The 22,406-nt window shown below is 63.4% G+C and carries 20 protein-coding genes; 2 read left to right on the forward strand and 18 right to left on the reverse strand.

All coding sequences use genetic code 11. From position 1 onward, the window contains the following. Position 1: 1 nt before the first annotated feature. From CK498_RS03115 to CK498_RS03195, 17 genes are all read right to left on the reverse strand, one after another. Complete coding sequence (locus CK498_RS03115) at positions 2 to 2,209, reverse strand: methyl-accepting chemotaxis protein (RefSeq protein ID WP_095619386.1); 2,208 nt, start codon at positions 2,207 to 2,209, stop codon at positions 2 to 4. 44 nt (positions 2,210 to 2,253) lie between these two features. Continuing rightward, on the reverse strand, positions 2,254 to 3,942 hold the full coding sequence (locus CK498_RS26780; RefSeq protein ID WP_324615494.1) for a methyl-accepting chemotaxis protein: 1,689 nt from the start codon (positions 3,940 to 3,942) through the stop codon (positions 2,254 to 2,256). Between the two features lie 191 nt (positions 3,943 to 4,133). Beyond that, positions 4,134 to 5,741 carry a methyl-accepting chemotaxis protein gene (locus tag CK498_RS03125; protein WP_095619387.1) on the reverse strand — a complete coding sequence of 536 codons (1,608 nt, stop codon included), beginning with the start codon at positions 5,739 to 5,741 and terminating at the stop codon, positions 4,134 to 4,136. A 38-nt stretch (positions 5,742 to 5,779) separates the two neighbouring features. After that, the gene (gene cheW, locus CK498_RS03130) at positions 5,780 to 6,277 is read right to left on the reverse strand and encodes a chemotaxis protein CheW (protein WP_095619388.1); all 498 of its coding nucleotides are present in this window, start codon (positions 6,275 to 6,277) and stop codon (positions 5,780 to 5,782) included. After that, complete coding sequence (gene cheA, locus CK498_RS03135; protein WP_095619389.1) at positions 6,274 to 8,373, reverse strand: chemotaxis protein CheA; 2,100 nt, start codon at positions 8,371 to 8,373, stop codon at positions 6,274 to 6,276. The genes cheW and cheA overlap by 4 nt, the downstream gene beginning before the upstream one ends. 25 nt (positions 8,374 to 8,398) lie before the next feature. Further along, positions 8,399 to 9,340, reverse strand: a complete 942-nt coding sequence (gene motB / locus CK498_RS03140) for a flagellar motor protein MotB (protein WP_095619390.1) — start codon at positions 9,338 to 9,340, stop codon at positions 8,399 to 8,401. Continuing rightward, positions 9,337 to 10,212, reverse strand: coding sequence for a flagellar motor stator protein MotA (gene motA / locus CK498_RS03145; RefSeq protein ID WP_095619391.1), 876 nt, complete (start codon positions 10,210 to 10,212; stop codon positions 9,337 to 9,339). Before motA ends, motB begins: the two co-directional genes overlap by 4 nt. A gap of 164 nt (positions 10,213 to 10,376) precedes the next feature. Further along, entirely contained in the window at positions 10,377 to 10,949 is a 573-nt protein-coding gene (flhC, locus tag CK498_RS03150) for a flagellar transcriptional regulator FlhC (protein WP_095619392.1), read from the reverse strand. Between the two features lie 2 nt (positions 10,950 to 10,951). Next, positions 10,952 to 11,281, reverse strand: a complete 330-nt coding sequence (gene flhD, locus CK498_RS03155) for a flagellar transcriptional regulator FlhD (protein WP_095619393.1) — start codon at positions 11,279 to 11,281, stop codon at positions 10,952 to 10,954. Positions 11,282 to 11,647: 366 nt separating this feature from the next. Next, entirely contained in the window at positions 11,648 to 11,935 is a 288-nt protein-coding gene (locus tag CK498_RS03160) for an EscU/YscU/HrcU family type III secretion system export apparatus switch protein (protein ID WP_095619394.1), read from the reverse strand. Then, on the reverse strand, positions 11,928 to 13,253 hold the full coding sequence (locus CK498_RS03165) for a flagellar hook-length control protein FliK (protein WP_095619395.1): 1,326 nt from the start codon (positions 13,251 to 13,253) through the stop codon (positions 11,928 to 11,930). Before CK498_RS03165 ends, CK498_RS03160 begins: the two co-directional genes overlap by 8 nt. Beyond that, the gene (locus tag CK498_RS03170) at positions 13,250 to 13,675 is read right to left on the reverse strand and encodes a flagellar protein FliT (protein ID WP_229358931.1); all 426 of its coding nucleotides are present in this window, start codon (positions 13,673 to 13,675) and stop codon (positions 13,250 to 13,252) included. Before CK498_RS03170 ends, CK498_RS03165 begins: the two co-directional genes overlap by 4 nt. Then, positions 13,672 to 14,103: a flagellar export chaperone FliS gene (gene fliS, locus CK498_RS03175; RefSeq protein WP_095619396.1), complete on the reverse strand. Its 432-nt coding sequence runs from the start codon at positions 14,101 to 14,103 to the stop codon at positions 13,672 to 13,674. Before fliS ends, CK498_RS03170 begins: the two co-directional genes overlap by 4 nt. Before the next feature lie 193 nt (positions 14,104 to 14,296). Continuing rightward, positions 14,297 to 15,148, reverse strand: a complete 852-nt coding sequence (locus CK498_RS03180; protein WP_095619397.1) for an ABC transporter permease — start codon at positions 15,146 to 15,148, stop codon at positions 14,297 to 14,299. Between the two features lie 3 nt (positions 15,149 to 15,151). After that, entirely contained in the window at positions 15,152 to 16,402 is a 1,251-nt protein-coding gene (locus CK498_RS03185; protein WP_095619398.1) for an ABC transporter permease, read from the reverse strand. 72 nt (positions 16,403 to 16,474) lie between these two features. After that, a complete protein-coding gene (locus CK498_RS03190; protein WP_095619399.1) occupies positions 16,475 to 17,587 on the reverse strand; it encodes an extracellular solute-binding protein in 1,113 nt (370 codons plus the stop codon). 80 nt (positions 17,588 to 17,667) lie between these two features. After that, positions 17,668 to 18,813, reverse strand: a complete 1,146-nt coding sequence (locus tag CK498_RS03195) for an ABC transporter ATP-binding protein (RefSeq protein WP_095619400.1) — start codon at positions 18,811 to 18,813, stop codon at positions 17,668 to 17,670. A gap of 263 nt (positions 18,814 to 19,076) precedes the next feature. Here CK498_RS03195 and CK498_RS03200 point away from each other — a divergent pair, with 263 nt between their 5' ends. Next, positions 19,077 to 20,297, forward strand: a complete 1,221-nt coding sequence (locus tag CK498_RS03200) for an MFS transporter (RefSeq protein ID WP_229358932.1) — start codon at positions 19,077 to 19,079, stop codon at positions 20,295 to 20,297. On the opposite strand, the gene pyrC is transcribed toward CK498_RS03200, so the two are convergent. Beyond that, entirely contained in the window at positions 20,287 to 21,327 is a 1,041-nt protein-coding gene (gene pyrC / locus CK498_RS03205; RefSeq protein ID WP_095619401.1) for a dihydroorotase, read from the reverse strand. The two genes, CK498_RS03200 and pyrC, sit on opposite strands and share 11 nt — an antisense overlap. Positions 21,328 to 21,491: 164 nt before the next feature. On the opposite strand from pyrC, the gene CK498_RS03210 reads away from it, so the two are divergent. Then, a complete protein-coding gene (locus tag CK498_RS03210; protein WP_095619402.1) occupies positions 21,492 to 22,394 on the forward strand; it encodes a DMT family transporter in 903 nt (300 codons plus the stop codon). Positions 22,395 to 22,406: the final 12 nt, after the last annotated feature.

Consider the following 22,406-nt stretch of genomic DNA (forward strand, 5'->3'; position numbering starts at 1 on the left):
CTCAAAACTCCTCCCACTCATCGGCGGTTGCCGGCTGAGGTGCCTTGGCGGTGGGCTTGCGATGATCGTTCGCCTCGCCGTCATCAATACGCTCCACGCGCTTCTCGACGCGTTCGGCTCGCGCCTCGACGCGCTGCTCCTGATGCTGCTGGCTGGCAAGCGCCGCCTGGACGCGCTCGACCTGCTCCATGCCGGCGCCGCGCAGGCGGAAGGCCGCCACCGCGTTGGCCAGCATCAGCGCCTGGTTCTCGAGTTCCGCGGCGGCACGCGCCGAGGACTGGACCCGGGCGGCGTTCTGCTGGGTCACCTCGTCCATCTGCGCGATGGCCTGATTGATCTGGGTAATACCGCCACTCTGTTCGTCCGAGGCCGCGGTAATCTCCCCCATGATGTCGTTGACCCGGGTCGCCGCGGACACCACCTCGCCGATCGAGGTCTCGGCGCGCTTGACCAGCTTGGCACCGCTGTCGATCTCGGCATTGGAGCCGTCGATCAGCTGGCGAATCTCGCGCGCGGCATCGGCGCTGCGCCCGGCCAGGCTGCGTACTTCACCGGCCACCACCGCGAAACCGCGGCCCTGCTCGCCGGCCCGCGCCGCCTCAACCGAGGCATTGAGCGCCAGAATATTGGTCTGGAAGGCGATCGAGTCGATCACGCCGATGATCTCGCTCATCTTGCGCGAGCTCTCGGTGATGCGCTGCATGGTCGCGACCACATCGTTCATCACCTCGCCGGTACTGCGCACGCTGCTGGCGTTCTCCACCGCCAGGCTACTGGCCTGACGGGCGTTGTCGGCGTTCTGCCGCACCGTGGCGGTCATCTCCTCCATGCTCGAGGCAGTCTCCTGGAGGGAGGCAGCCTGCTGCTCGGTGCGCGCTGAAAGGTCCTCGTTGCCGCTGGCGATATCCCGCGCCGCAGGCGTCACCACGCTGACCCCCTGATTGACGTCACCGACGATGCTGCCAAGGCTCTTGCGCATGGTGTCCAGGGCGCCGAGCAGCCGCCCGACCTCATCGTTGCGCCGCGCCGGCACCTCGGCGGCGAGATTGCCGCCGGCGATCTGCAGCGTGAAGTTCATCGCCTCGCGCAGCGGCCTGACCAGCGCGCGAATGGTCATCACGCCCATGCCGATCAGCAGCAGCAGGCCGGCCAGCAGCACCCCCAGCTGAGCCACCAGCATCAGTTGCTGCCCCGCCTCGGCTTCAGCGGCAAGCGCCTGGGCGTCGGCCTGCTTGTCGGCGATCAGCGCATTGATGTCGCCGGCCAGCGCCTGGCCCATCTCGTTGCTGATCTCGTTATGCGAGGTGTAGGCCTGGTAGTAGTCGCGCGCCTCCAAGTGGCGAACCGACATCATCAGGCCATCCTGCAGGACGTGTTCGAGCTGCTCGCCGAACGCCGTAACCTCGGGCGTCTGATTGACCTCACGAGCGGTAAACTCAGCCCAGATCTCGCCAATCCGGTCGACCACCATCTGGGTGTCGCGGCGCGCGGCCTCGAGGTCGGCGCTCATGGCGTTGCTGATCGGCCGGTCCATGCCCTGACGGCCCTGGGTCAGCAACTGGTCGACCTGCTGCAGGCGCGCCACGTCCTCGAGGCCATCGCGGTTCAGGGTCTGCAGCCGTTCGCCGGAGACTTGCAGGCCGTAGAGGCCCAGGCTGCCGCTAACCACCAGCAGCGTCACCGCCACCACGACCATGGTGGTCATACGGGCGCGCATGGTGCGCAGGTTGAGCCTTGCTGCCAGGCCAGCCAGGCCGCGCCGGCGCAGCTTGCCGCGCTCCAGGGTCAGATGCTTGCCCTGGCCATCGCGGATCTTGCGATAGGCAGTCTCGGTGGCATCGATGGCCTCACGGCTTGCCTTGATCCGCACCGAGGTGTAGCCCGCCACCTGGCCGTTCTCGATGATCGGTGTGACGTTGGCATCGACCCAGTAGTGATCGCCGTTCTTGCGGCGATTCTTGACCATTCCACGCCAGGTCTCGCCGGCCTGTAGGGTCTGCCACAGATTGGCGAAGGCCTCAGGCGGCATGTCGGGGTGGCGCACCAGGTTATGCGGCGCACCGATCAGTTCCTCATGGGTGAAGCCGCTAACCTCGATAAAGGCCGGATTGGCATAGGTGATGCGGCCCTTGAGATCGGTGCGCGAAATCAGGAAGTGCTCATCGTCGAGCACAAACTCACGTTGGGTAACTGGTTGATTATTCTTCATTCTCACTCTCCCGGAACGGCCTCGACGATGATGGATGGCATGACTTAAAAGGTTTCCCACTCGGCTTCTGACTGACGACTGGCAGGCTGCTGCGGCAGCGCAGCTGGCCTCTCCGACGCCGTCAGTGAGGATTTCACAGGCGCCGCGTTTGCCCGCTCGGCGGCCTGAGCCAGGCGAAAGGCCGAGACGGCTTCGCGCAAACGGCTCGACTCGAGCTCTAGTTCGCTTGCCGCGCTGGCCGCCTGCTGAACCAGGGCGGCGTTTTGCTGGGTCACCTGATCGAGCTGGGTGATGGCCTGGTTGACCTGGCCGATGCCGTTGCTCTGCTCCTGGGAGGCCGAGGCGATCTCGTCCATGATGTCGGTGACCTTCTGCACCGAATCGACGATCTCGGCCATGGTCTTGCCGGCCTGATCCACCAGCGCGGTACCCGCCTCGACCTTGCTCACCGAGGCCTCGATCAGCTTACGAATCTCGCTGGATGCCTCACTGCTGCGCCCGGCCAGGTTGCGCACTTCACCGGCAACCACCGCGAAACCGCGACCCTGCTCGCCGGCCCGCGCCGCCTCCACCGAAGCGTTCAGCGCCAGGATATTGGTCTGAAAGGCAATCGAGTCGATGACCTTGATGATCTCGGTGACCTGGTGCGAACTGTCGTTGATTTCACGCATGGTGCTGACCACGTTGCCCACCACCTCGCCACCACGGCTGGCAGTCTGCGAGGCGGTAGTGGCCAGTTGGCTGGCCTGGCGAGCGTTATCCGCGTTCTGGCTCACCGTCGACGTCAGCTGCTCCATGCTCGAGGCGGTCTCCTCGATGGAGGCGGCCTGCTGTTCGGTGCGCGCGGAGAGATCATTATTGCCCTGGGCGATCTCCTGGGCACCGACAAAGATCGACTGACTGCTGTTGCGCACGCTACTGACCGTGGTCGACAGGCCCTTCTGCATATGCTCGAGCGAGGCAAACAGCTGGCCGATCTCATTGTTGCCACGCCGCTCGATGGCCGCCGACAGGTCGCCCTTGGCCATCTGCTCGAAGTGCACCACTACCCGCTTGAGCGGGCGAATCACATTGACGGTCACACCCCACAGCACGATCACGATGGTGGCAGCAGCCGCAGCTAGCGCCGCGATGATGGCCATCATCAACCAGCCGGCGATATTCATGAAATCGCTGTAGAGTGCCTGCCCCTCGGCGTCGGCACGGTCGAAGAAGGCGACCGAGTCGCGATAGAAACGATCCGTGTAACGATTTGCCAGGTCGCGCAGCTCGAGAAAGGCCTGTGGGTCGTTGTTGGCCAACGCCTGCTGCTGTGGGCGCAGCACATCGGCCATCAGCGTCTGGAACGCAGCCTCGATCTCATGCAATATCGCCCGGTGCTCAGGCTGGGCCGGCACGGCTTGAAAATTGGCGAAGGTCGATTCGATACGCTCGAGCTCAGACGCCATGCCCTCCGCCTGCTGCCGGGCCTGCTCAATCTGCTGGCGGGAGCGCGCCTCTCCCAGCTCCTCCTGAATATGACTCAACGCCAGCCGAGTCGAGAGCAGCTGGGAGTTAGTGCGGTTCAACTCGGCACGCTGATCGACATTGACTCGATTAAGTGTCTCAAGCGAACGTTCACTATAGTTGACGGCATACAGACCCAGTGCACTGAGCACCGCGATCAACACAGCAAACACGGCCAATACCAATCCCCAGCTCACGCGTACCGTCATATTGTCGAGTAGCTTCACGTCAGTCCTTTCTCCATTTCGACATTACCCCCTCCCCAACAGGCGCTAGCGCTCTAGCACGCAGGCATGCATGAAAGGTCACTTATCAACTATCGGCAGAAGAGCTCAAGTCTTTAGCCTGGAAGGGAAATATCTAAATAAATCAGGAGGCCGAAGCCTCCTGACATGATCGCTAGTGGCCACAGCGGTGATCAGCTGGTGGCCTCTGACACCTGCAAGCGTGCCGGAGGCTGCCACTGAAAGCCGCCAGACGGCGCGCCCGCAATCCGGAAGCGTGCGATGTGCTGGCGAAGCAGACCACTCTGCGCCTCCATGCGCTGGGAGGCCGCGGCGCTCTCCTGGACCAGCCCCGCATTCTGCTGGGTCATCTGATCCATCTGTGTGACGGCCTCGTTGACCTGCTCGATGCCGTGACTCTGCTCGACAGAGGCAGCCGAGATCTCGCTGACCAAGGTGCTCAGCTGGGTAATGCTATCGACCATCCCGGTGATGATGACGCCGGTATCGCGCGCCTGCTGGCTGCCCTTAGCGGTCTGGCTATCGGAATTCTCGATCAGCGACTTGATCTCGCTCGCCGCCTCGGCGCTGCGGCTGGCCAGATTGCGCACCTCGCCGGCCACCACGGCAAAGCCGCGCCCCTGCTCACCTGCACGGGCTGCCTCCACCGAGGCATTGAGGGCCAGAATATTGGTCTGAAAAGCGATCGCTTCGATGGTATCGACAATCGTGCTCATCTGACTGGCACTGGCGTTGATGCTCTCCATGCTGGAAACCAGGGTCTCCATGGACTGCCCGCCACGCTGGGCGCTGTGCGTCGTATCCTCGGCCAGCGCACGAGCATGCTCGGCGTTCTCGGCATTCTGCTTCACTGTCGCCGTCAGCTCTTCCATGCTCGAGGCCGTCTCGGCAAGGGAGGCAGCCTGCTGCTCGGTGCGGGTTGCAAGCTCATCGTTGCCGGCGGTGATCTGCACCGCAGCCGCGCTGACATCATCGGCACTGAGATGAATATCGCCGATGGTACTGACCAGCGCCTCGCGCATACGGTTGATATCGTATAGCAGGCTGTGGCGATCGCCTTCTGTGAGTGCCGCCTGATGCGTCAGGTCACCGTCTGCGATGAGGGTTACCACCTCGGCCGCATAGCGGGGATCGCCGCCTAGACGCCTGGAGACATCGCGAATCACCAGCCCCATCAGCAGTGTCAAAGGCAACCCGATCGCCAGCAGAATGACGGCCGTGCGCAGTAGACCGGTCATGAACGCTGCATTGATGTCGTCGATATAGACACCGGTGGCGACATACCAGTCCCACTCTGCGAAACGCTCTACATAGCTGACCTTGGCCGACTGCTCCTCGCCGCCTGCGCGGCGCGAGTAATACTCGACGAAGCCGCCCCCCTCGCTGCGAGCGATATCGAGCAGATTGACATAGGTACGATTGCCCCTTGGATCCTCGAAACCACTCATGTCATCGCCTGCGCTGCGCCTGGCGTGGGAGACGATATGCATCTGGCTGTCGAAGGCGAAGATATACTCGTCTTCCCCGAAGCGCACGCTACCCAGGTTGTCCAGTGCGCGCTGCCGAGCCTCTTCCTCGCTCAGTTCACCGGCCACGACACGCTGCTGCAGCGATTCCAGCTGGCTCATGACGCTCTCGATGACGTAGCGTACGCTCTCGCGCCGTTCGCTCTCGATGGTCTGGCGATTCTCCCAGCTCATCCATCCAACCAGCATCAGCATTGCCAGCCAGATACCCCCCAGCAAGCTCCACAGCTTGCTGGTCGTCGTCATTTGCGTCACTTCACAATTCCTCTACCGCAAGCCGCAACGATTGCGCCTTACTCGGCAACGTGGTCGACCAGCGCCATCTCTTCGCTGGTCAACAATTTTTCGATATCGACCAGCACCAGCATGCGGTCCTCGAGGCTACCCAGGCCGCTGAGGTAATCGGAGGACAGCGTGACGCCAAACTCCGGCGCCGGCTTGATCTGTTCGGGCGTCAAGCTCATCACGTCGGACACGCCGTCGACCACGATGCCAACCACCCGTTCGCCAACGTTGACCACGATGACCACGGTCTGGCCACCATACTCGACGCTGTCGAGGTGGAACTTGATGCGCAGGTCGACGATCGGCACGATCACCCCGCGCAGGTTGGTCACCCCCTTGATGAAGTCAGGCGCATTGGCGATCCGCGTGACATTCTCGTAGCCACGAATCTCCTGCACCTTGAGGATATCCACGGCGTACTCCTCTTCACCCAGCGAGAACACCAGGAATTCGCGGCTATGGGCGTCGGCCGCGGCGACGTTGGCAGCGTTGAGGTTGCTGGTCATGACGGTTCTACCTCCTTGAAAGGCACGGGCGCGTTGACGCCCGAGGGAAGACGCGAGGCGTGACGTGCCTCTTTCTTGGTTCGACTCAGGCGGTGCATATCGGCGATATCCAGGATCAGCGCGACGCTACCGTCGCCGAGGATGGTGGCGGCGGAGACACCGGGCACCTTGCGATAGTTGGTTTCGAGGTTCTTGACCACCACCTGCTGCTGGCCGATCAGGTCGTCGACCAGCAGCGCATAGCGGCGCCCTTCGCCCTGCACGATCACGGCAATCGAGTCGGTGAGCTTGGTGCGCGCGTTTTCCACGTCGAGCACCTCGTGCACGGCGATCACCGGCAGGTACTCGTCACGCACCTTGAGCAGGATGTCGTCGCCGGCCATGGCGTACAGCTCCTCCTCGGTGGGCTGCAGCGACTCGAGCACCGCGCCCAGCGGCAGGATGAAGATCTCTTCGCCAACCTTGATCGACATGCCATCGAGGATCGCCAGGGTCAGCGGCAGCACGATGCGGGTGGTAGTGCCCTCGCCAGGACGCGATAGGATCTCGACGTGACCGCCCATGCCCTGGATATTGCGCTTGACCACGTCCATGCCCACACCACGCCCGGAGACGTCGCTGACTTCCTGGGCGGTGGAGAAGCCGGGGGCAAAGATCAACTGCCAGACCTCATCGTCGCTCATGCTGTCAGAGACGCTCAGGCCGCTCTCACGGGCCTTGGTCAACAGCTTGTCACGGTTGAGGCCAGCGCCGTCGTCGATCACTTCGATCAGGATATTGCCACCCTGATGCTGCGCGGAGAGCGTCAGGCGACCGGTGCGCGGCTTGCCGGCAGCCTCGCGCTTGTCGGGCGTTTCGATGCCGTGGTCGAGGCTGTTGCGCACCAGGTGGGTCAGCGGATCGATGATGCGCTCGGTAAGACTCTTGTCGAGTTCGGTGGACTTGCCCTCGGTGACCAACTCCACGTCCTTGTCGAGCTTGGCGGCCAGGTCACGTACCAGCCGCGGAAAGCGGCTGAACACATAGTCCATCGGCACCATGCGGATCGACATCACCGCCTCCTGCAGGTCCCGCGCATTGCGCTGCAGCAGGCTCATGCCGTTGACCATCGCGCCGTGGGCCACGCCATCGAGCTCGCTGGCGGTCTGGTCGAGCATCGATTGGGTGATGATCAGCTCGCCGACCAGGTTGATGATCTGGTCGACCTTGTCCACCGGCACGCGTATCGACGTCGACTCACCGCCGGCTGCCTTGGCCTTGGGTTTACTGCTCGGCGCCTTGGCAGGCGCGGCCTTGGGCGCCGTGCTGGCAGGTACTGCAGGCTCGGCGGCAGATGGCGGAGCGGCAGGCTCGCTGGCAGGCGCGCTATCGCCACTGTCCTGCACAGCAGCGGGCAGCGAGCGCACTTCGACCTGATCGGCGTCGATGATAAAGCACATCACCGCCTCGATATCGTCAGCGCTGGCGCTGGTATCGAGCGCTACCAGGTAGCGCTCTCCCTCACTGCGCTGTGACAGCACCTCGCCCAGCTGCCCCAGCTCCTCGACCAGCAGCTCGCGGTCCTTGTCGGCGACCTTGATCAGCGCCACCTCGAGATGACTGCCACCGTCACCGGCCGCTGCCGACTCGGGTTGGGCCTCGGGCTCGGGGTCGGGGTCAGGCTGAGGCTTGGCAGCGGGGGCCGGTGCGCCCTCGTCGACCGCGACGCCCATCTCTTCGAGAGCCATCTGCTGCAGGGTCTGGCAGATTCGCGCGTAGGCCTCGGCGTCGGGCTGCTGGCCATTGCGGTAGGCATCGAGCTGGTCGTGCAGCATATCCTTGGTTTCCAGAAAGGTGTCGACGATGTCGCGGCGCAGCGCCAGCTCGCCGCGACGTGTGTGATCGAGGATGTTCTCGAACAGGTGGGTGGTGTGCTGTAGCACATCGAAGCCGAAGGTGCCGGCACCGCCCTTGATCGAGTGGGCGGCACGGAAGATGGCATTGAGCTGCTCGGCGTCGGGATCGTCGAGATCCAGCTCCAGCAGGTGCCGCTCCATATCGCCGAGAAGCTCTTCGGCTTCTTCGAAAAATGTGTCGTAAAAGTCGGTGATATCCATGCGCATTCCCTGAAAGATTAAACCGCTAGTCGTTACTCAGCGTTTCGTCGAGCCCCTGGCGGAACTGCTCGACCGGCGAGGCGTCGATCTCGTCGGCCAGCCGCGAGGCAGCAGGCGAAGGTATGCTTCCGCCACCCGGCAATCCCTGCGAGCGAATCGCCTGGGCCGAGCGCTCGTCGAGCACCACGATGGCAATCCGCCGATTGACCGGATCGTCGGGCTGGGTCTCGGACAGCGGCACGCGATCGCCCATGCCCGCCACCCTCAGCAGCTTGTCCGGGTCGAGCCCGCCGGCCACCAGTTCACGCCGTGAGGCGTTGGCACGGTCACTGGACAACTCCCAGTTGCTGTAGCCGCGATATCCCCCGGAGTAGGGAATGCTGTCGGTGTGGCCGCTGAGGCTGAGCGGATTGTCCATATCGTTGAGCAGCGGCGCGATGGCGCGCAGCAGGTCGCGCATATACGGCGCTACCGCATCGCTGCCGAGCTCGAACATCGGCCGCTGCTCGGTATCCACCAGCTGTATCCGCAACCCTTCGGGGGTCATGTCGAAGCGGATCTGACGGCGCAACTCGCGTAGCTGCGGGTCGCCCTCGATCAGGGTCTCCATGCGCTGCTGGAGGTTGCGGAAACGGCGAATCTCATCGCTGCTGCGGCTCTGGGTACGCATGTCGATGCGCATCCGTTCGCCTTCTTCATGAACCGGGTCCGGGCCGCCGCCTGGAATCGCACTGTCACTGGAGGAGGTACGGTCGCCGCCAGCAATCGCCACCGCCAGCGGCGTACGAAAGTACTCGGCCACGCTCTCCAACTGCTCTTCACTGGCCGTGGACAGGATCCACAGCACCAGGAACAGCGCCATCAGCGCGGTCATGAAGTCGGCCAGCGCTATCTTCCAGCTACCACCATGATGCGCATGTACGACCTTCTTGCGCTTGATGATGATCGGGCGGCGGTCGTCGCTCATGCGCCCCCCGTGCCCGTGCTCTTGGCGGCACGAACGTGATCCTCGAGCTCATTGAAGGTCGGGCGTTCGGCGGTGTGCAGCGCCTTGCGGCCGAATTCCACCGCCAGCTGCGGCGCATAGCCGTTGAGACTGGCCAGCAGTGTGACGCGGATGCACTGCAGCATCTTCACCGCTTCACCGACCTGGCGATCGATGCGGCTGGCCAGCGGATTGACGAAGCCGTAGGCCAGCAGGATGCCGAGGAAGGTGCCGACCAGGGCGTGGGCAATCATGTAACCCATCTCGTCGGGGCCGGCATCGGCAGCGCTCAGTGCCTTGATGACCCCCAGCACGGCGGCGACGATACCGAACGCCGGCAACGCATCGCCGACCTTGGCCAGTGCATCGGCGGGGATGTGCGCCTCGTGCTCGAAGGCCTCGATCTCATGCTCCATCAACTCATCGATTTGGTGCGGATCCATGTTGCCGCTGATCATCAGGCGCAGGTAATCGGTGAGAAACCCCATGATCATGGGATCCGCCTGGATCTTGGGATACTCGGAGAACAGCGGGCTCTCCTGGGGATTGTCGATATCGCGCTCGATGGCCAGCATGCCATCGCGACGAGCTTTGGCCAGCAGCTTGTACTGCAGCGCCATCAGCTCCATGTAGGTTTCCTTGTTGTACTTCACCGTGCGCTTGAGCTTGGAGGTTGTACGCAAGGTCGCGAGCATCGCCTTACCGTTATTGGCCGCAATGAAAGCACCAATCGCCGCACCGCAGATCATTAGGATCTCGGTGGGTTGGTAGAGCGGGCCGAGGTGGCCGCCGGCAAGCGCAAAGCCGCCAAATACGGAGAATGCAACGATCAAAAATCCAATGGGTATCAGCACGACCGGTATCCTTTGGGCTACGGCATGGGTGGCTTCAACACAGTTATCGGCACGCACTGCGCTGGCTTGAGGGCCAATCGACAAAAACTTGTGGTGCAGCTGCGTCATCCAGACATGAAAAACCCCGCACCAGGCGGCACGGGGTGGGCGATACAGCAATGGGTCTAACGCGCGGCGGCGACGGCCTGCTCGGTTGACGCCGCGGCCCTGGCCTCGGCCAGGCGTTTGCGAGTCTTGCCGGCACGCGACGGCGGCTGACAGATGCCGCACACGAAATCCTGGCTGGGAGTGTGCGCATGGGCCACGAAGTGACCACCGCAGCTGGTGCAGGGATTGAGTTCGAGCATGTCGCTTTCGAAGAATCGAATCAGCGTCCAGGCGCGCGTCAGGCCAAGCACCGGCTCGGCCTCGTCGAGGTCGACCTGCTCGAGATACAGCCGAAACGCCTTGACGAAGGCCTCCATCCGCTGGCAGCCATGATCCTGCTTGAGGCGAAGGTAAATGTTGTAGAACAGCGAGGAGTGGACGTTGGGCATCCAGGTGATGAACCAGTCGGTCGAGAACGGCAGCATGCCCTTGGGCGGTGACATGCCGCGCACCTCCTTGTAGAGGCGAATCAAGCGAGCACGGCTCAGGTCCGTCTCGGTCTCCAGTACCTGCAGACGCGCCCCCAGCTCGATCAGCTCGATGGCCATCTGCACCTGCAGCATTTCGCTGACGAGGCTCTTGTCCGCCATGCCTAGCCCTCCTGCAGCGCAGCCGCGCCCGTCGGTGCAGCCGCCATCAGCAGTGAGGCATGGGTCTGGGAGAGCCCCTGCTCGCGCTGGTTGTGGGTCAGCTTGCGCAGTTGGTCGGCATCCTCGTAGCACAGTCGGCACAGCAGCTGGTTGGTCCGCGACAGCTTGCCGAGCTGTTTGGCAGAGAGGGTTGCCAACAGCTCGGCCATCTCTTCGGTTAGCTTGAGGCGGAACATCGCCGAGGCGCGGTCTTCGCTCAGCAAACGCTGCACCAGCAGCAGATAGGACAGGTTGAGATCCTGGATCTCATCCAGAATGGAATCGGTAGTCATAGTAAGTGTTCCCTGCGTTATTCGTTATAAGGCCGAGCTCTTATGGCTCTGGGCAGTGCGTAATGCGCCATTGTGCCCTTATTATCTTCGCCCCTCATGATCACTCTTGGGCGATCACTCTTGGGCGCCTGCTCAGTTGTCGGTGATCGACACGAGCTAGGATGTACATAGTTTGAGACTTTTATATGACGCCTTTCAACACCTAGCTTCAGCAGGCTGATGTAAAGGCACTAGACCTTGCTCTGGGTCCAGTGGCAGAGAGGAATGGAAAAACAGCAGGTTAAGCGAAATTGCAAAATTTGCACGTAGCGATTTAGAGACAACAGGGCGCGCACGCAGAGACAATTTATTACAATTTGTCTCTCATTACTGACGGTTTTCTTCCTCCAGGGACAGCTCCCGGGCCCAGATCAGCAACTCGGCAATCACTTCGTAGAGGGTCGAGGGTATCCGCTCGTCGATATCCAGCTGCATCAACAGGCTGACCAGCTCCGGAGCGTCGTGCACGAAGACCCCCTGGCGTCGCGCCTCGGCGATGATGCGCTCGGCCAGGTCTCCGTAGCCGCGCGCCAGCACCCGCGGTGCGCCATCGCTCTCCTGATAGGCCAAGGCCACGGCCTGGCGACGCCTGGGTGGCGTAGCACGCTCACTCATGACGATCTCCCTCCTCGACGCGCAGACGCGCCAGCAGCGCTACCTCCTGGAAGCCGCGAGCCGTCAATCGGTCACGTAGGCTCTCCTTGCCCTCTTCCAGGCGCTGGACCACGTCACGGGACACGCTCTCCAGGGTCAGTGCCACCCGCTCGCCTTTGAGGCGCAGATCGACATGGATCTCGCCCAGGGCAGGCAGCGTCAGCGACAGCGTCGAGTGCCAGGGCGGATCTTCTTCCTCCTGCGCACTGCCCTCCCCACCCTGTGGGGGGGGCTCACGTTCGTCGGGCAGCTGGATCATCAGCGCCATGAAGATACCCGACCATACATCCCCCTCCCAGCGCAGTATCGGCGTTACCAGCACCTCCAGCTGGTGGCGGATCAAGCCCTGTAGCAGTTCGTTTGCCGACTCCGTCAACTGCCCCGCGGCGCGCGAGGCGACTGGCTCAGTGCCTTCCGCCGCCTGGGCAGCGAAAGCTGCGGCGGCCTGGGCAGGCAAGGCCGGCGGAGCAGTGTTAGACGCGGGTGGCGCTGACGCCAAGGAGCCTGGCGCGGCGAATGATGGCTGTGAAGATAACGGTATATATCCACCTGTACCAACTGCGTTGGTCGCACTACCAAGGCCCTGCTGGGCCGCCGGCATGATACCCAGCGGCGCCGACGCAGTACGGCTACCGAGCGGCACGAAGGGGCCGCTGAACACCAGGGCTCCACGCGGCGACACCGGCGCCGCCGGCCACTGCATGGCACCACCGCCAGCGGGTGGCGCCAACGCAGCGGATGCCACCTGGGGCGCTCGCTGCCCCTGACTCAGTTGCATCTGGGGCTGGGCATCCAGCACCTGGCGCGGCAGCTCACCGCGGAACCAGCGCCCCAGGTGGGATTCATAGAACAGGCCGCTGTGATTGATCGATGACTGCAGCTGAGTGGCCAGTTGGCCGGCGGAAACCGCCGCCGGCTGCGAGGGTTCCACTAGCGGTGCAGCGGGACGCAGTGTTGACGGCGGCGCGGGGAACTTGACCAGGATGTCGGCGATGGTGCGCGCCGCCTGGCTGAAATGCGTGTGCGTGGAGGCTGGCGCATCACCAGCGGGCAGCGCCGGCCCCGGTAGCCGCCCGCCTTCCCTCGCCACCGCCCCGGTCAGGCCCTGCACGGCGGGCTGGCGCGAGTCGAGGCGAGAGTCGCTGTGCACCGCGCGGGGCGCACGACTGGGGTCAGTAGGACGGACCGGCTCGTTCAACTCACGTTGGGTCGGCAAGTCGACTCGCTTGCCCAGCACCTGATGCAGCAGGGTGTCGAGCAGTGGCGTGATACCACTCACGAGCTGCCTGGCGGGTTACGCATGGTCTCGCCGGTAAACACATACTCGGCGTCGACCACATTGCTGCCACTCGCGGTGCGGTAAGCGCGGCTCAGGTCGCGCTTGCGTTGGCTGGTACCGATCAGCGCCCCCAACTCATCACGTCGCGCTACCAGCCTCTCACGCACCTCACGATCGCTCTCGAGGATCGCCTCGAGCAGCAGCGCCTTGCGCTGGCGATTGCGAGTATCGAAATCGAGCCCCTCCTCCAGGCGCGACAGCCGCTCGACTTCCACGACATAGCGTGCCTGCTGCTGGATCAGCTCGCTCCAGGCCTCGCCACGCGCCAACTCAAGCATGCCATCGGCCTGCACGCGCAGCGCCTCGTAGCGCTTGAGCACCAACGCCTGCTTGTCGGAGCTCGAGAGTTCGCCGGCGCTCACTGACCGCTCGCTTGCGCGCCGGGCTGGCTACCAATGTCGCGCCAGGCAGTACCAATGTCTTCGAGCAGCTTGCCCGCCTCATCGAGGCTCTGTTCGTCGTTGCGCAGATTGGCGGCCAGCAGCAGGCGCGCGATATAGTCATACAGCGACGCCAGGCGCTGGGCGACGTCTCCGCCACGCTCGGCATCCAGTGACGCCATTAGGCCGTTGTTGACGATATCCAGCGCCTTGGAGATCGACTTGCCCTTCTCGGCGGTGTTGCCGTTCTGCATATGAATCCGTGCCGCACGAATCGACGCCTGGGCACCGTCGAACAGCATCACGATCAACTGGTGAGGGCTTGCCGACATCACGCCGCTCTCGACACCGACCTTGGCGTAGGCATTGGCACCGCGACCATAGGCGGCCGCTCCGCGCATCGCACTCATGTCATGATTCCTCTTTTTCGATGGCTACCTTTTTACCAGCCCCGGTGACCGACGGTCGTGGAAAAAGGCTTGGCGTTAGTGGTCAATTCAAGCTATCGGCCCCTGACTGGCGATCTTTAGCCATTTTTTCTCTCAACGACCGCACCCGGCCTGGGCCGGGTGCGGTCGTCTGCATCGCTGAGCCCCGTTCATTTCAGCCGGGGGTTACTCCCCGCAGCCGCTCTCCGCGGCGACGCAGCAGTTCGAGCGTCGTTAACAGCAGCATCGACAGCAGCACCAGCAGCGTGGCCACGGCGAGAATGGTGGGGCTGATCTGCTCGCGAATCCCCGACCACATCTGAATCGGCATGGTGCGCTGCTCGGGCCCGGCGATGAACAGCACCACCACTACCTCGTCAAACGAAGTAATGAAGGCAAACAACGCCCCCGACACCACGCCCGGCGTCACCAGCGGCAGCACCACCTTGAAGAAGGTGCGCGTGGGATTGGCGCCCAGGCTGTGTGCGGCACGAATCAGGGTGGTATCGAAACTCGACAGCGTCGCGGTGACGGTGATCACCACGAACGGGATCCCCAGCGCGGTATGTGCCAGGATCACGCCCAGATAGGTCTGCGCCAGGTTGATCCGCGAGAAGAAGAAGAACATCGCCGCCGCCGAGATGATCAACGGCACGATCATCGGCGAGATCAGCAGCGCCATGATCACCCCACGTGCCGGCATGTGCCGGCTCGACAACCCCAGCGCGGCGATGGTGCCAAGCAGGGTGGCCAGGATCGTCGAGGCGATGCCGATGATGAAGCTGTTCTTGATCGCGTTGAGCCAGCGGCTGGAGGTGAAGAAGTCCTGATACCAGCGCAGCGAATAGCCCTGCGGATCGAAGGTCAGCATCTCCTGGGTAAAGGTGAAGTAGGGCTGCGCATTGAACGACAGCGGAATGATCACCAGCAGCGGACCGACCAGGAACAGGAAGATCAGCCCACACAGGCCCAGGAACACGTAGTGCCAGATGCGCTCACCGCGGGTGGCATAGGAAGGAATCGCCATGAGTTACCCCAGTTTGACCTTGTCGACACCGACCAGGCGATTGAAGACCAGATAGAAGACCACCACCACGCACAGCAGGATCGAAGCGATCGCCGCCGCCAGGCCCCAGTTCAGCGAGGTCTGCATGTGGTAGGCGATATAGTTGGTGATGAAGCGCCCGGACTGGCCGCCCACCAGCGCCGGCGTAATGTAGTAGCCGATCGACAGGATGAACACCAGGATCCCCCCGGCAGCGATGCCGGGTATCGTGAGCGGGAAATAGACCCGTCGGAAACACAGGAAGGGTCGCCCGCCCAGCGAGCGCGCCGCACGCATATAGCTCGGCGGGATGGTCTTCATCACCGAATAGAGCGGCAGGATCATGAACGGCAGCAAGATGTGCGTCATCGCCACCACCGTGCCGATCTTGTTGTGAATCATCTGCCAGCGCGCTTCATCGGCAATGACACCGAGGAACACCATGATATCGTTCAATACCCCTTGAGACTGCAGGATCGCGATCCAGGTCGTAGTACGCACCAGCAGCGACGTCCAGAACGGCAGCAGCACCAGTATCATCAGCAGGTTGGAGTGGCGCAGCGGCAGGTTGGCCAGCAGGAAGGCGATCGGATAGCCGAGCAGCAGCGTCATCAAGGTGATCAGCCCGCTCATCCAGAAGGTGCGCCAAAACAAGCTGACGTGAATCTGCTGGTTGTCGGGCGCCATGGTGATATCGCCATCAGGCGTCAGCTGTCGATCCAAGGCCGACAGATAGTACGTCATGGTAAAGGGCGACGCTTCTCGCTCGATCAGCTTCCAGGTATCCAGCTCGCCCCAGCGCGTATGGGCATCGATCATCGCCTCACGATAAGGCGGCTCCATCGAGCCCAGCCCCCGCGCGGTGCGGTTGATCGCCGAGCGCATACCCGAGCGCTCATAGTTGAGCCGGCTGGCCAGCAAACCGAGGTTGCGCGCCGCCTGGCCCTCGCGAAGATCCTCCACCAGCGCCTCGAAAACCGGCTCATCGGGCAATGCCTGACGATCCCAGTGCTCCAGCGCCGCCACGGTGCGAGGCAGATGGGTACTCACTTCGGGGTTGGCGACACTACGCGACAACATTTCAAAAATCGGGATCACGAAGGCGATCCCCAGGAACAGCAGCAAAGGCGACACCAGTAGCAGCGCCTTGAGTTTGGAGCGACGCACGGCACGACGCAGGCTGACCTTGAGCGGTACGCCGTCGGCCGTGGTCAACGGAGCAGCAGAGTCGGACACGCGGACCTCACCATCAGTCAGTCGACAGGAAACGGACGTCGCGCCACCCAGAGGGTGGCGCTACGGTGGGTCTTACTGTGCCAGCCAGGCGTCGAAGCGCTGGCTCAACTCGTCGAGGTAGTCGGCCCAGAACTCATCATCCTTCTGGATCGCCGTGGCGAAGTTGGGTGGGTAGGTCGGCATGTGCGGCGTCATGTCGATACCTGCTTCAGCGTGGGTCGACACCATATCGGACGAAGACATGCGCGCGGGGCCGTAGGAGATATACTGCGCCTGATCGGCGAGACGCTGAGTATCGGTGGCGAAGTAGAGATAGTCGCGCACCTTGTCGAGCTTACCGGTGGGCACGACCCAGCCATCCAGCTCGAACACCTGAGCGTCCCAGATGATGTCGAACGGCTGGTCCTCGCTGACCATGGCATCGAAGATCCGGCCGTTGTAGGCCGATGCGAAGGCCACTTCCTGGTCGGCAAGCAGCTGCGGCGGCTGAGCACCCTCTTCCCACCAGATCACGTTGTCCTTGATGGTATCCAGCTTGGCGAAGGCGCGCTGGATGCCCTCCTCGGTCTCGAGCATGTCGTAGACATCGTCACGATCGACGCCGTCGGCGATCAGCGCCCACTCCAGGTTGTTGATCGGACGACGCATCAGCGCCCGCTGGCCGGGGTAGTTCTCGAGATCGAAGACATCCTCGATGGTGCTCGGCTGGCCATCCTCAGGGAACATCTCGGTATTGAAGCCAACGATGTTGGAGTACACGATCGAGGCCACGAAGCACTCGCCCAGGGCGCCGTCGACGAAGTCCTCGCTGGGCGGTGTGCCGTCTGGCGCATCGGCCAGCAGCTCATCATGGTCGAGGGGCTCGATCAGCCCCTCGGCGCAGGCAATCATGGCATCCGCCGGCAGCATGTCGACCAGGTCCCAGGTGACGTTGCCGGCCTGGGTCTGGGAGCGCAGCCCCGCCAGGGCATTGGCGCTGCGATCGATATTGACGATCTCGTCACCGGTCATTTCCATCCACGGCTCGTGGTAGGCACGCTGCTGACTCATGCTGTAGGCACCGCCCCAGGAGACGATGTTCAGCGTCTGCTGCGCATGGGCGCTGACCGCCACGGCGAGCGCCGACAGCCCCGCGACGGCAATGCCGGCCCCCTTGAGAACGCGATTGTGGATAATGGTCTTCATAGAGATTCTCCGGTTGTTGTTGTTGCAGTTGCCGCCGGCATCGGTAGATGCCGCGATACGGCGATCTTGACTACCGCTCCTCAGGCATCCAGCGCGCGGCAGTCGGCGCTCGACCAGCCGACCTGAATCTGCTGGCCGGGGCGCATGACGCCGAACCCCTGGGCATTGGGCGTCTTGAGAATGAAGTCCTCGTTGCCACACACCGAGAGGCGCGTGCGCAGATGATCACCCAGGTAGATGACCTCCTGCACCGTGGCGGTAAACTGGTTATCGAACTGCTCGGCGGCATCTTCGCGCAGGATGCTGACCCGCTCGGGGCGTAGCGACAGCGTGGTCCTCGAGCCCACACCGCCCACCGCCACCGGCTTGGCAATCACCGTGTCGCCGCTGTCGAGACGCACCTTACAATCATCGCCGAGACGCTCGCTGACCTCGCCCATCAAGCGGTTGTTCTCGCCGATGAAGTAGGCCACGAAGGCGTTCTCCGGACGCTCGTAGAGCTCATCCGGCGAGGCCAGCTGCTGTACCACGCCGTCGTTGAATACCGCGATGCGGTCGGACATGGTCAGCGCTTCGGTCTGGTCGTGGGTGACGTAGATCATGGTCACACCGAGGCTAGCGTGTATGCGCTTGATCTCGTACTGCATCTCTTCGCGCAGGTTCTTGTCGAGCGCGCCAAGCGGCTCATCCATCAGCACCAGCTCAGGCTCGAACACCAGCGCCCGTGCCAGCGCCACCCGCTGCTGCTGGCCACCGGAGAGCTGCGCCGGGCGGCGGTCACCGAACTCCTCGAGACGCACCATGGCCAACGCCCGGGCGACCTTCTCCTTGATCTGTGCCTTGCTCAGATGGCGAACCTCCAAGGGGAAGGAGAGATTCTCGGCAACCGTCATGTGCGGAAACAGGGCGTAGTTCTGAAACACCATGCCAATACCGCGCTTATGCGGCGGCAAGCCGCTAATCGGCTCGCCCTTGAGCAGGATCTCGCCATGGGTGGGAGTTTCGAAACCCGCCATCATCATCAGGCAGGTGGTCTTGCCGGACCCGGATGGTCCCAGCAGGGTTACGAATTCGCCCTTGCGGATGTCCAGATTGAAATCCTTGACCACCAGTTCAACGCCATCGTAGCTCTTCTGGACGTTGGTAAAGCGCGCAAAGATTTCATCGGTTTCAGGCGGGACAGACGCTACTGGCGCCGCCGACTCGGCTTCGGGGGTATCTGTCATGCCGCTTCCCTGAGTTTGTCGTTGTTTTGTAAAGCACTGCGTCGACATTAGTCGCATCAGGGGGCCAACCACAACCCCGCCAGGGGACAATCAACGTTGAATATTACCTGTGTCGCATTTATGCATCTTGGCTAGCGAACGTCTGTTTACATCTCGACACCGCTCAGTCCCCTGAGGCGTGGTAGCATTGCTTAGCTCCCTGTTTGCCGCCCTCGATGCCCTGGAAACGCTTCCGCCGCGCAATGAAGATCCCAGCACCGCCAATGAATGACGCCAGCTTGATCGCCGCGCGACACGGCCGTCGTCTGACACTCTTCATCTGTCTGATGCTGCTGGTAGGTCTCAACCTGCGCCCTGCCCTGTCGTCACTCTCCCCGCTGCTGGGCCGCATCCAGCAGGAGACCGCCCTTACCCCGCTGGGCATTGGCACACTGACCACCCTGCCGGTGCTGTGCCTGGGGCTTTTCGCCCCCTTGGCGCCGCGCCTGGCGCGACGCCTGGGCCCGGAACGCGCACTCTCGCTGGGCCTGCTGGCACTCGCCGCCGCGCTGGCAATCCGCGCCCTGCCCAGCCTCTGGTTGCTGTTCTTCGGCACCCTGCTGGTGGGTGGCGCCATCGGGGTCTGCGGCAGCCTGCTGCCGAGCCTGGTCAAGCGCGAACTGCCACGCGGCGCCGACCTGATGACCGGCGTCTACACCATGGCGTTGTGCCTGGGCGGCGCCCTGGGTGCCGGTATCAGCGTACCGCTGGCCGAGCTGCTCGGCAGCTGGTCGCTGAGCCTGGCCAGCTGGTCGCTGCTGGCGCTGGCGGCACTGATCGCCTGGCGGCTCGGCATGCCGCAGCCACGTCCTGAGCCCCTATCCAGTGACCAGCCGACACCGGCGGTTTCGCTGCTGCGTTCACCGCTGGCCTGGCAGGTCACTGGCTTCATGGGCAGCCAGTCGTCGCTGGCCTATATCGTGTTCGGCTGGCTGCCGGTCTTGATGCAGCGCCGCGGTCTTGGCGAAGGCGAGGCCGGCTGGCTGCTGGCAATGTCGGTGATGTCGCAACTGCTGGCCGCCCTCGGCGCGCCGTGGCTGGCGCGGCTGGGTCGCGATCAGCGCCTGGCAGCGCTGTTGCTGTTGGGGGCCAGCGCCGGCGGCATCCTGATTCTGCTGTTAGGCCCGCTCGAGGCCCGCTGGCTGGGGGCCGCCTTGCTGGGGGTCGGCCAGGGCGGCTGCTTCAGCCTGGCGCTGACGCTGATCGTGCTGCGCAGCGGCACCCACCAGCTGGCCGGCCAGCTCTCCGGCATGGCCCAGGGCATCGGCTACTGCCTGGCCGCCCTGGGACCGCTGAGCGTCGGCCTGTTGCTGCAATTCGGGGCCGGCAACCGCACCATCAGCCTACTGCTGATGGTGATCGTCTCGCTTGCCGCCGGCTGCGCCATGCTGGCCGGGCGGCAACGCCGCCTCGAGGTCGCAGACGGCCGAGCCGTCACTCGCTAGACAGGCGCCAGGGCAGTGTATCGCCCGCTAGCAGCGGCACGATCACCCCGCCCTCGGCGTAGGGCAGCGTCTCGGGCAGTTGCCAGCGCTCGCGCACCAGCGTCACCTGGCGCGAATTGCGCGGCAACCCATAAAAGTCCGGCCCGTGATGGCTGGCAAAGCCCTCCAGCTGCTCCAGTCGCCCAGCCTGCTCAAAGGCCATGGCATACAGCTCGAGGGCGGCAGGCGCGGTGAAGGCCCCGGCACAGCCACAGGCGGACTCCTTGTCACCGCGGGAATGGGGGGCGCTGTCGGTGCCCAGGAAGAACTTGCTGCTCCCCGACGTCGCCGCCGCCAGCAATGCATCGCGATGCCGTTCACGCTTGAGCACCGGCAGGCAGTAGTAGTGCGGCTTGATGCCACCAACCAGCATATGGTTACGGTTGAACAGCAGATGATGGGCAGTGATGGTGGCGGCGATATTGGCCGACGACTCGCGCACGAAGTTCACCGCATCTTCGGTGGTGATGTGCTCGAACACCACCCTGAGCTGCGGAAAGCGGATCAACAGCGGCGCCATCACCCGCTCGATGAAGACCGCTTCGCGATCGAAGATATCGATCTCCGGACTGGTTACCTCGCCGTGCACCAGCAACGGCAGGCCAACCCGCTCCATGGCCTCGATGGCCCGCGAGCAATGGTCGATATCGGTGACCCCGGAGTCGGAGTTGGTGGTGGCCCCGGCCGGGTAGAGCTTGACCGCATGCACGATGCCGCTGGCCTTGGCCCGCTCGATCTCCTCCGCGGGGGTGTTGTCGGTGAGATACAGCGTCATTAGCGGCTCGAAGTCGCTGCCCTCGGGGAGCGCCGCGAGGATTCGCTGGCGGTAGGCATGGGCCTGTTCGGTAGTGGTCACCGGCGGCGTCAGGTTGGGCATTATGATGGCACGTCCGCACTGCCGCGCGGTGTAGGCCACCACTGAGGCGAGGGCGGCACCGTCGCGCAGGTGCAAGTGCCAGTCATCGGGTTGGGTCAGGGTAATCTGGGTCACGGGCAGGCCTTATAGAGAGAGTACGCTGTCGTTACACCATCGCGATGGTAAAAACCACGCCATTATAGACGAACGCTGGCCTCACGGTCAGCCGCGCGCCCAGGCATGGTGAGCGGCTCCATTAGCCTGATAACATTATCGCCTTTGGTCTCAAGGAAATCTCGATGCCACCCACCGTTGCCGCACGGCCCTCGCTCAAGGCCGACGCCTTGCTGCTCTCGGTCACCATGATGGCCGCCGCCGGGTGGATCTTCTCCAAGGAGGCGCTGGATGGCCTTCCGCCGCTGCTGTTCATCGGCACGCGGTTTCTGCTTGCTGCACTGTTGCTGGGGGTGGTCGGCTGGCACGCCCTGCTCAACCTCGATGCCCGGCAGTGGCGCCAGGCCGGTGCAGTGGGGGTACTGTTCATTGGCGCCATCACGCTCTGGATACTGGGCCTCGATGCCTCACAGCACCTTGGTGAAAGCGCCTTCATCAACAGCCTGTGGATCCTGATGGTGCCGCTCATGGCACGCTTCCTGTTCGGCGACCGGCCGCCTGCCGCCACCTGGCTGGCGCTGCCGGTGGCAATGCTGGGCTTCGCCTGCCTGTCGCTCAATAACGGCTTTCGGATCGAACCCAGTCAGTGGCTGTTCCTCGCCTCGGCGACGCTGTTCGCCCTGCTGTTCAACGTCAACAGCCAGGTAGTCAAGCGCGTGCCGCCGCTACCCTTCACCATCATCCAGATGCTGGTGCTGGGTGTCGGCTTGACGCTGATGTCGGCGCTCAGCGAGCCCTGGCCTCGACAGGTGGCCCCTCCCACCCTGGGGTGGTTGCTGGCCAGCGTGCTCATCGCCAGCGTAATGCGCTTCTGGGTGCAGCTCTACGCCCAGCGGCTGACCAGCTCCAGCAACGGCGCGGTAATCATGATGCTCGAGGCGGTATGGACGGCGCTCCTCGCCGCGCTGTGGTTTCGTGAAACCATGAATCCACTGCAGTGGCTCGGCTGTGCGCTGATCTTTACCGCACTATTGATCAATCGCTGGCACTGGCTACGCCGCCTATGGCATAAACGCCCCGCGACATAAGGTAAGCTGACA

Source organism: Halomonas salipaludis (assembly GCF_002286975.1).
Classification (GTDB): Bacteria; Pseudomonadota; Gammaproteobacteria; order Pseudomonadales; family Halomonadaceae; genus Franzmannia; species Franzmannia salipaludis.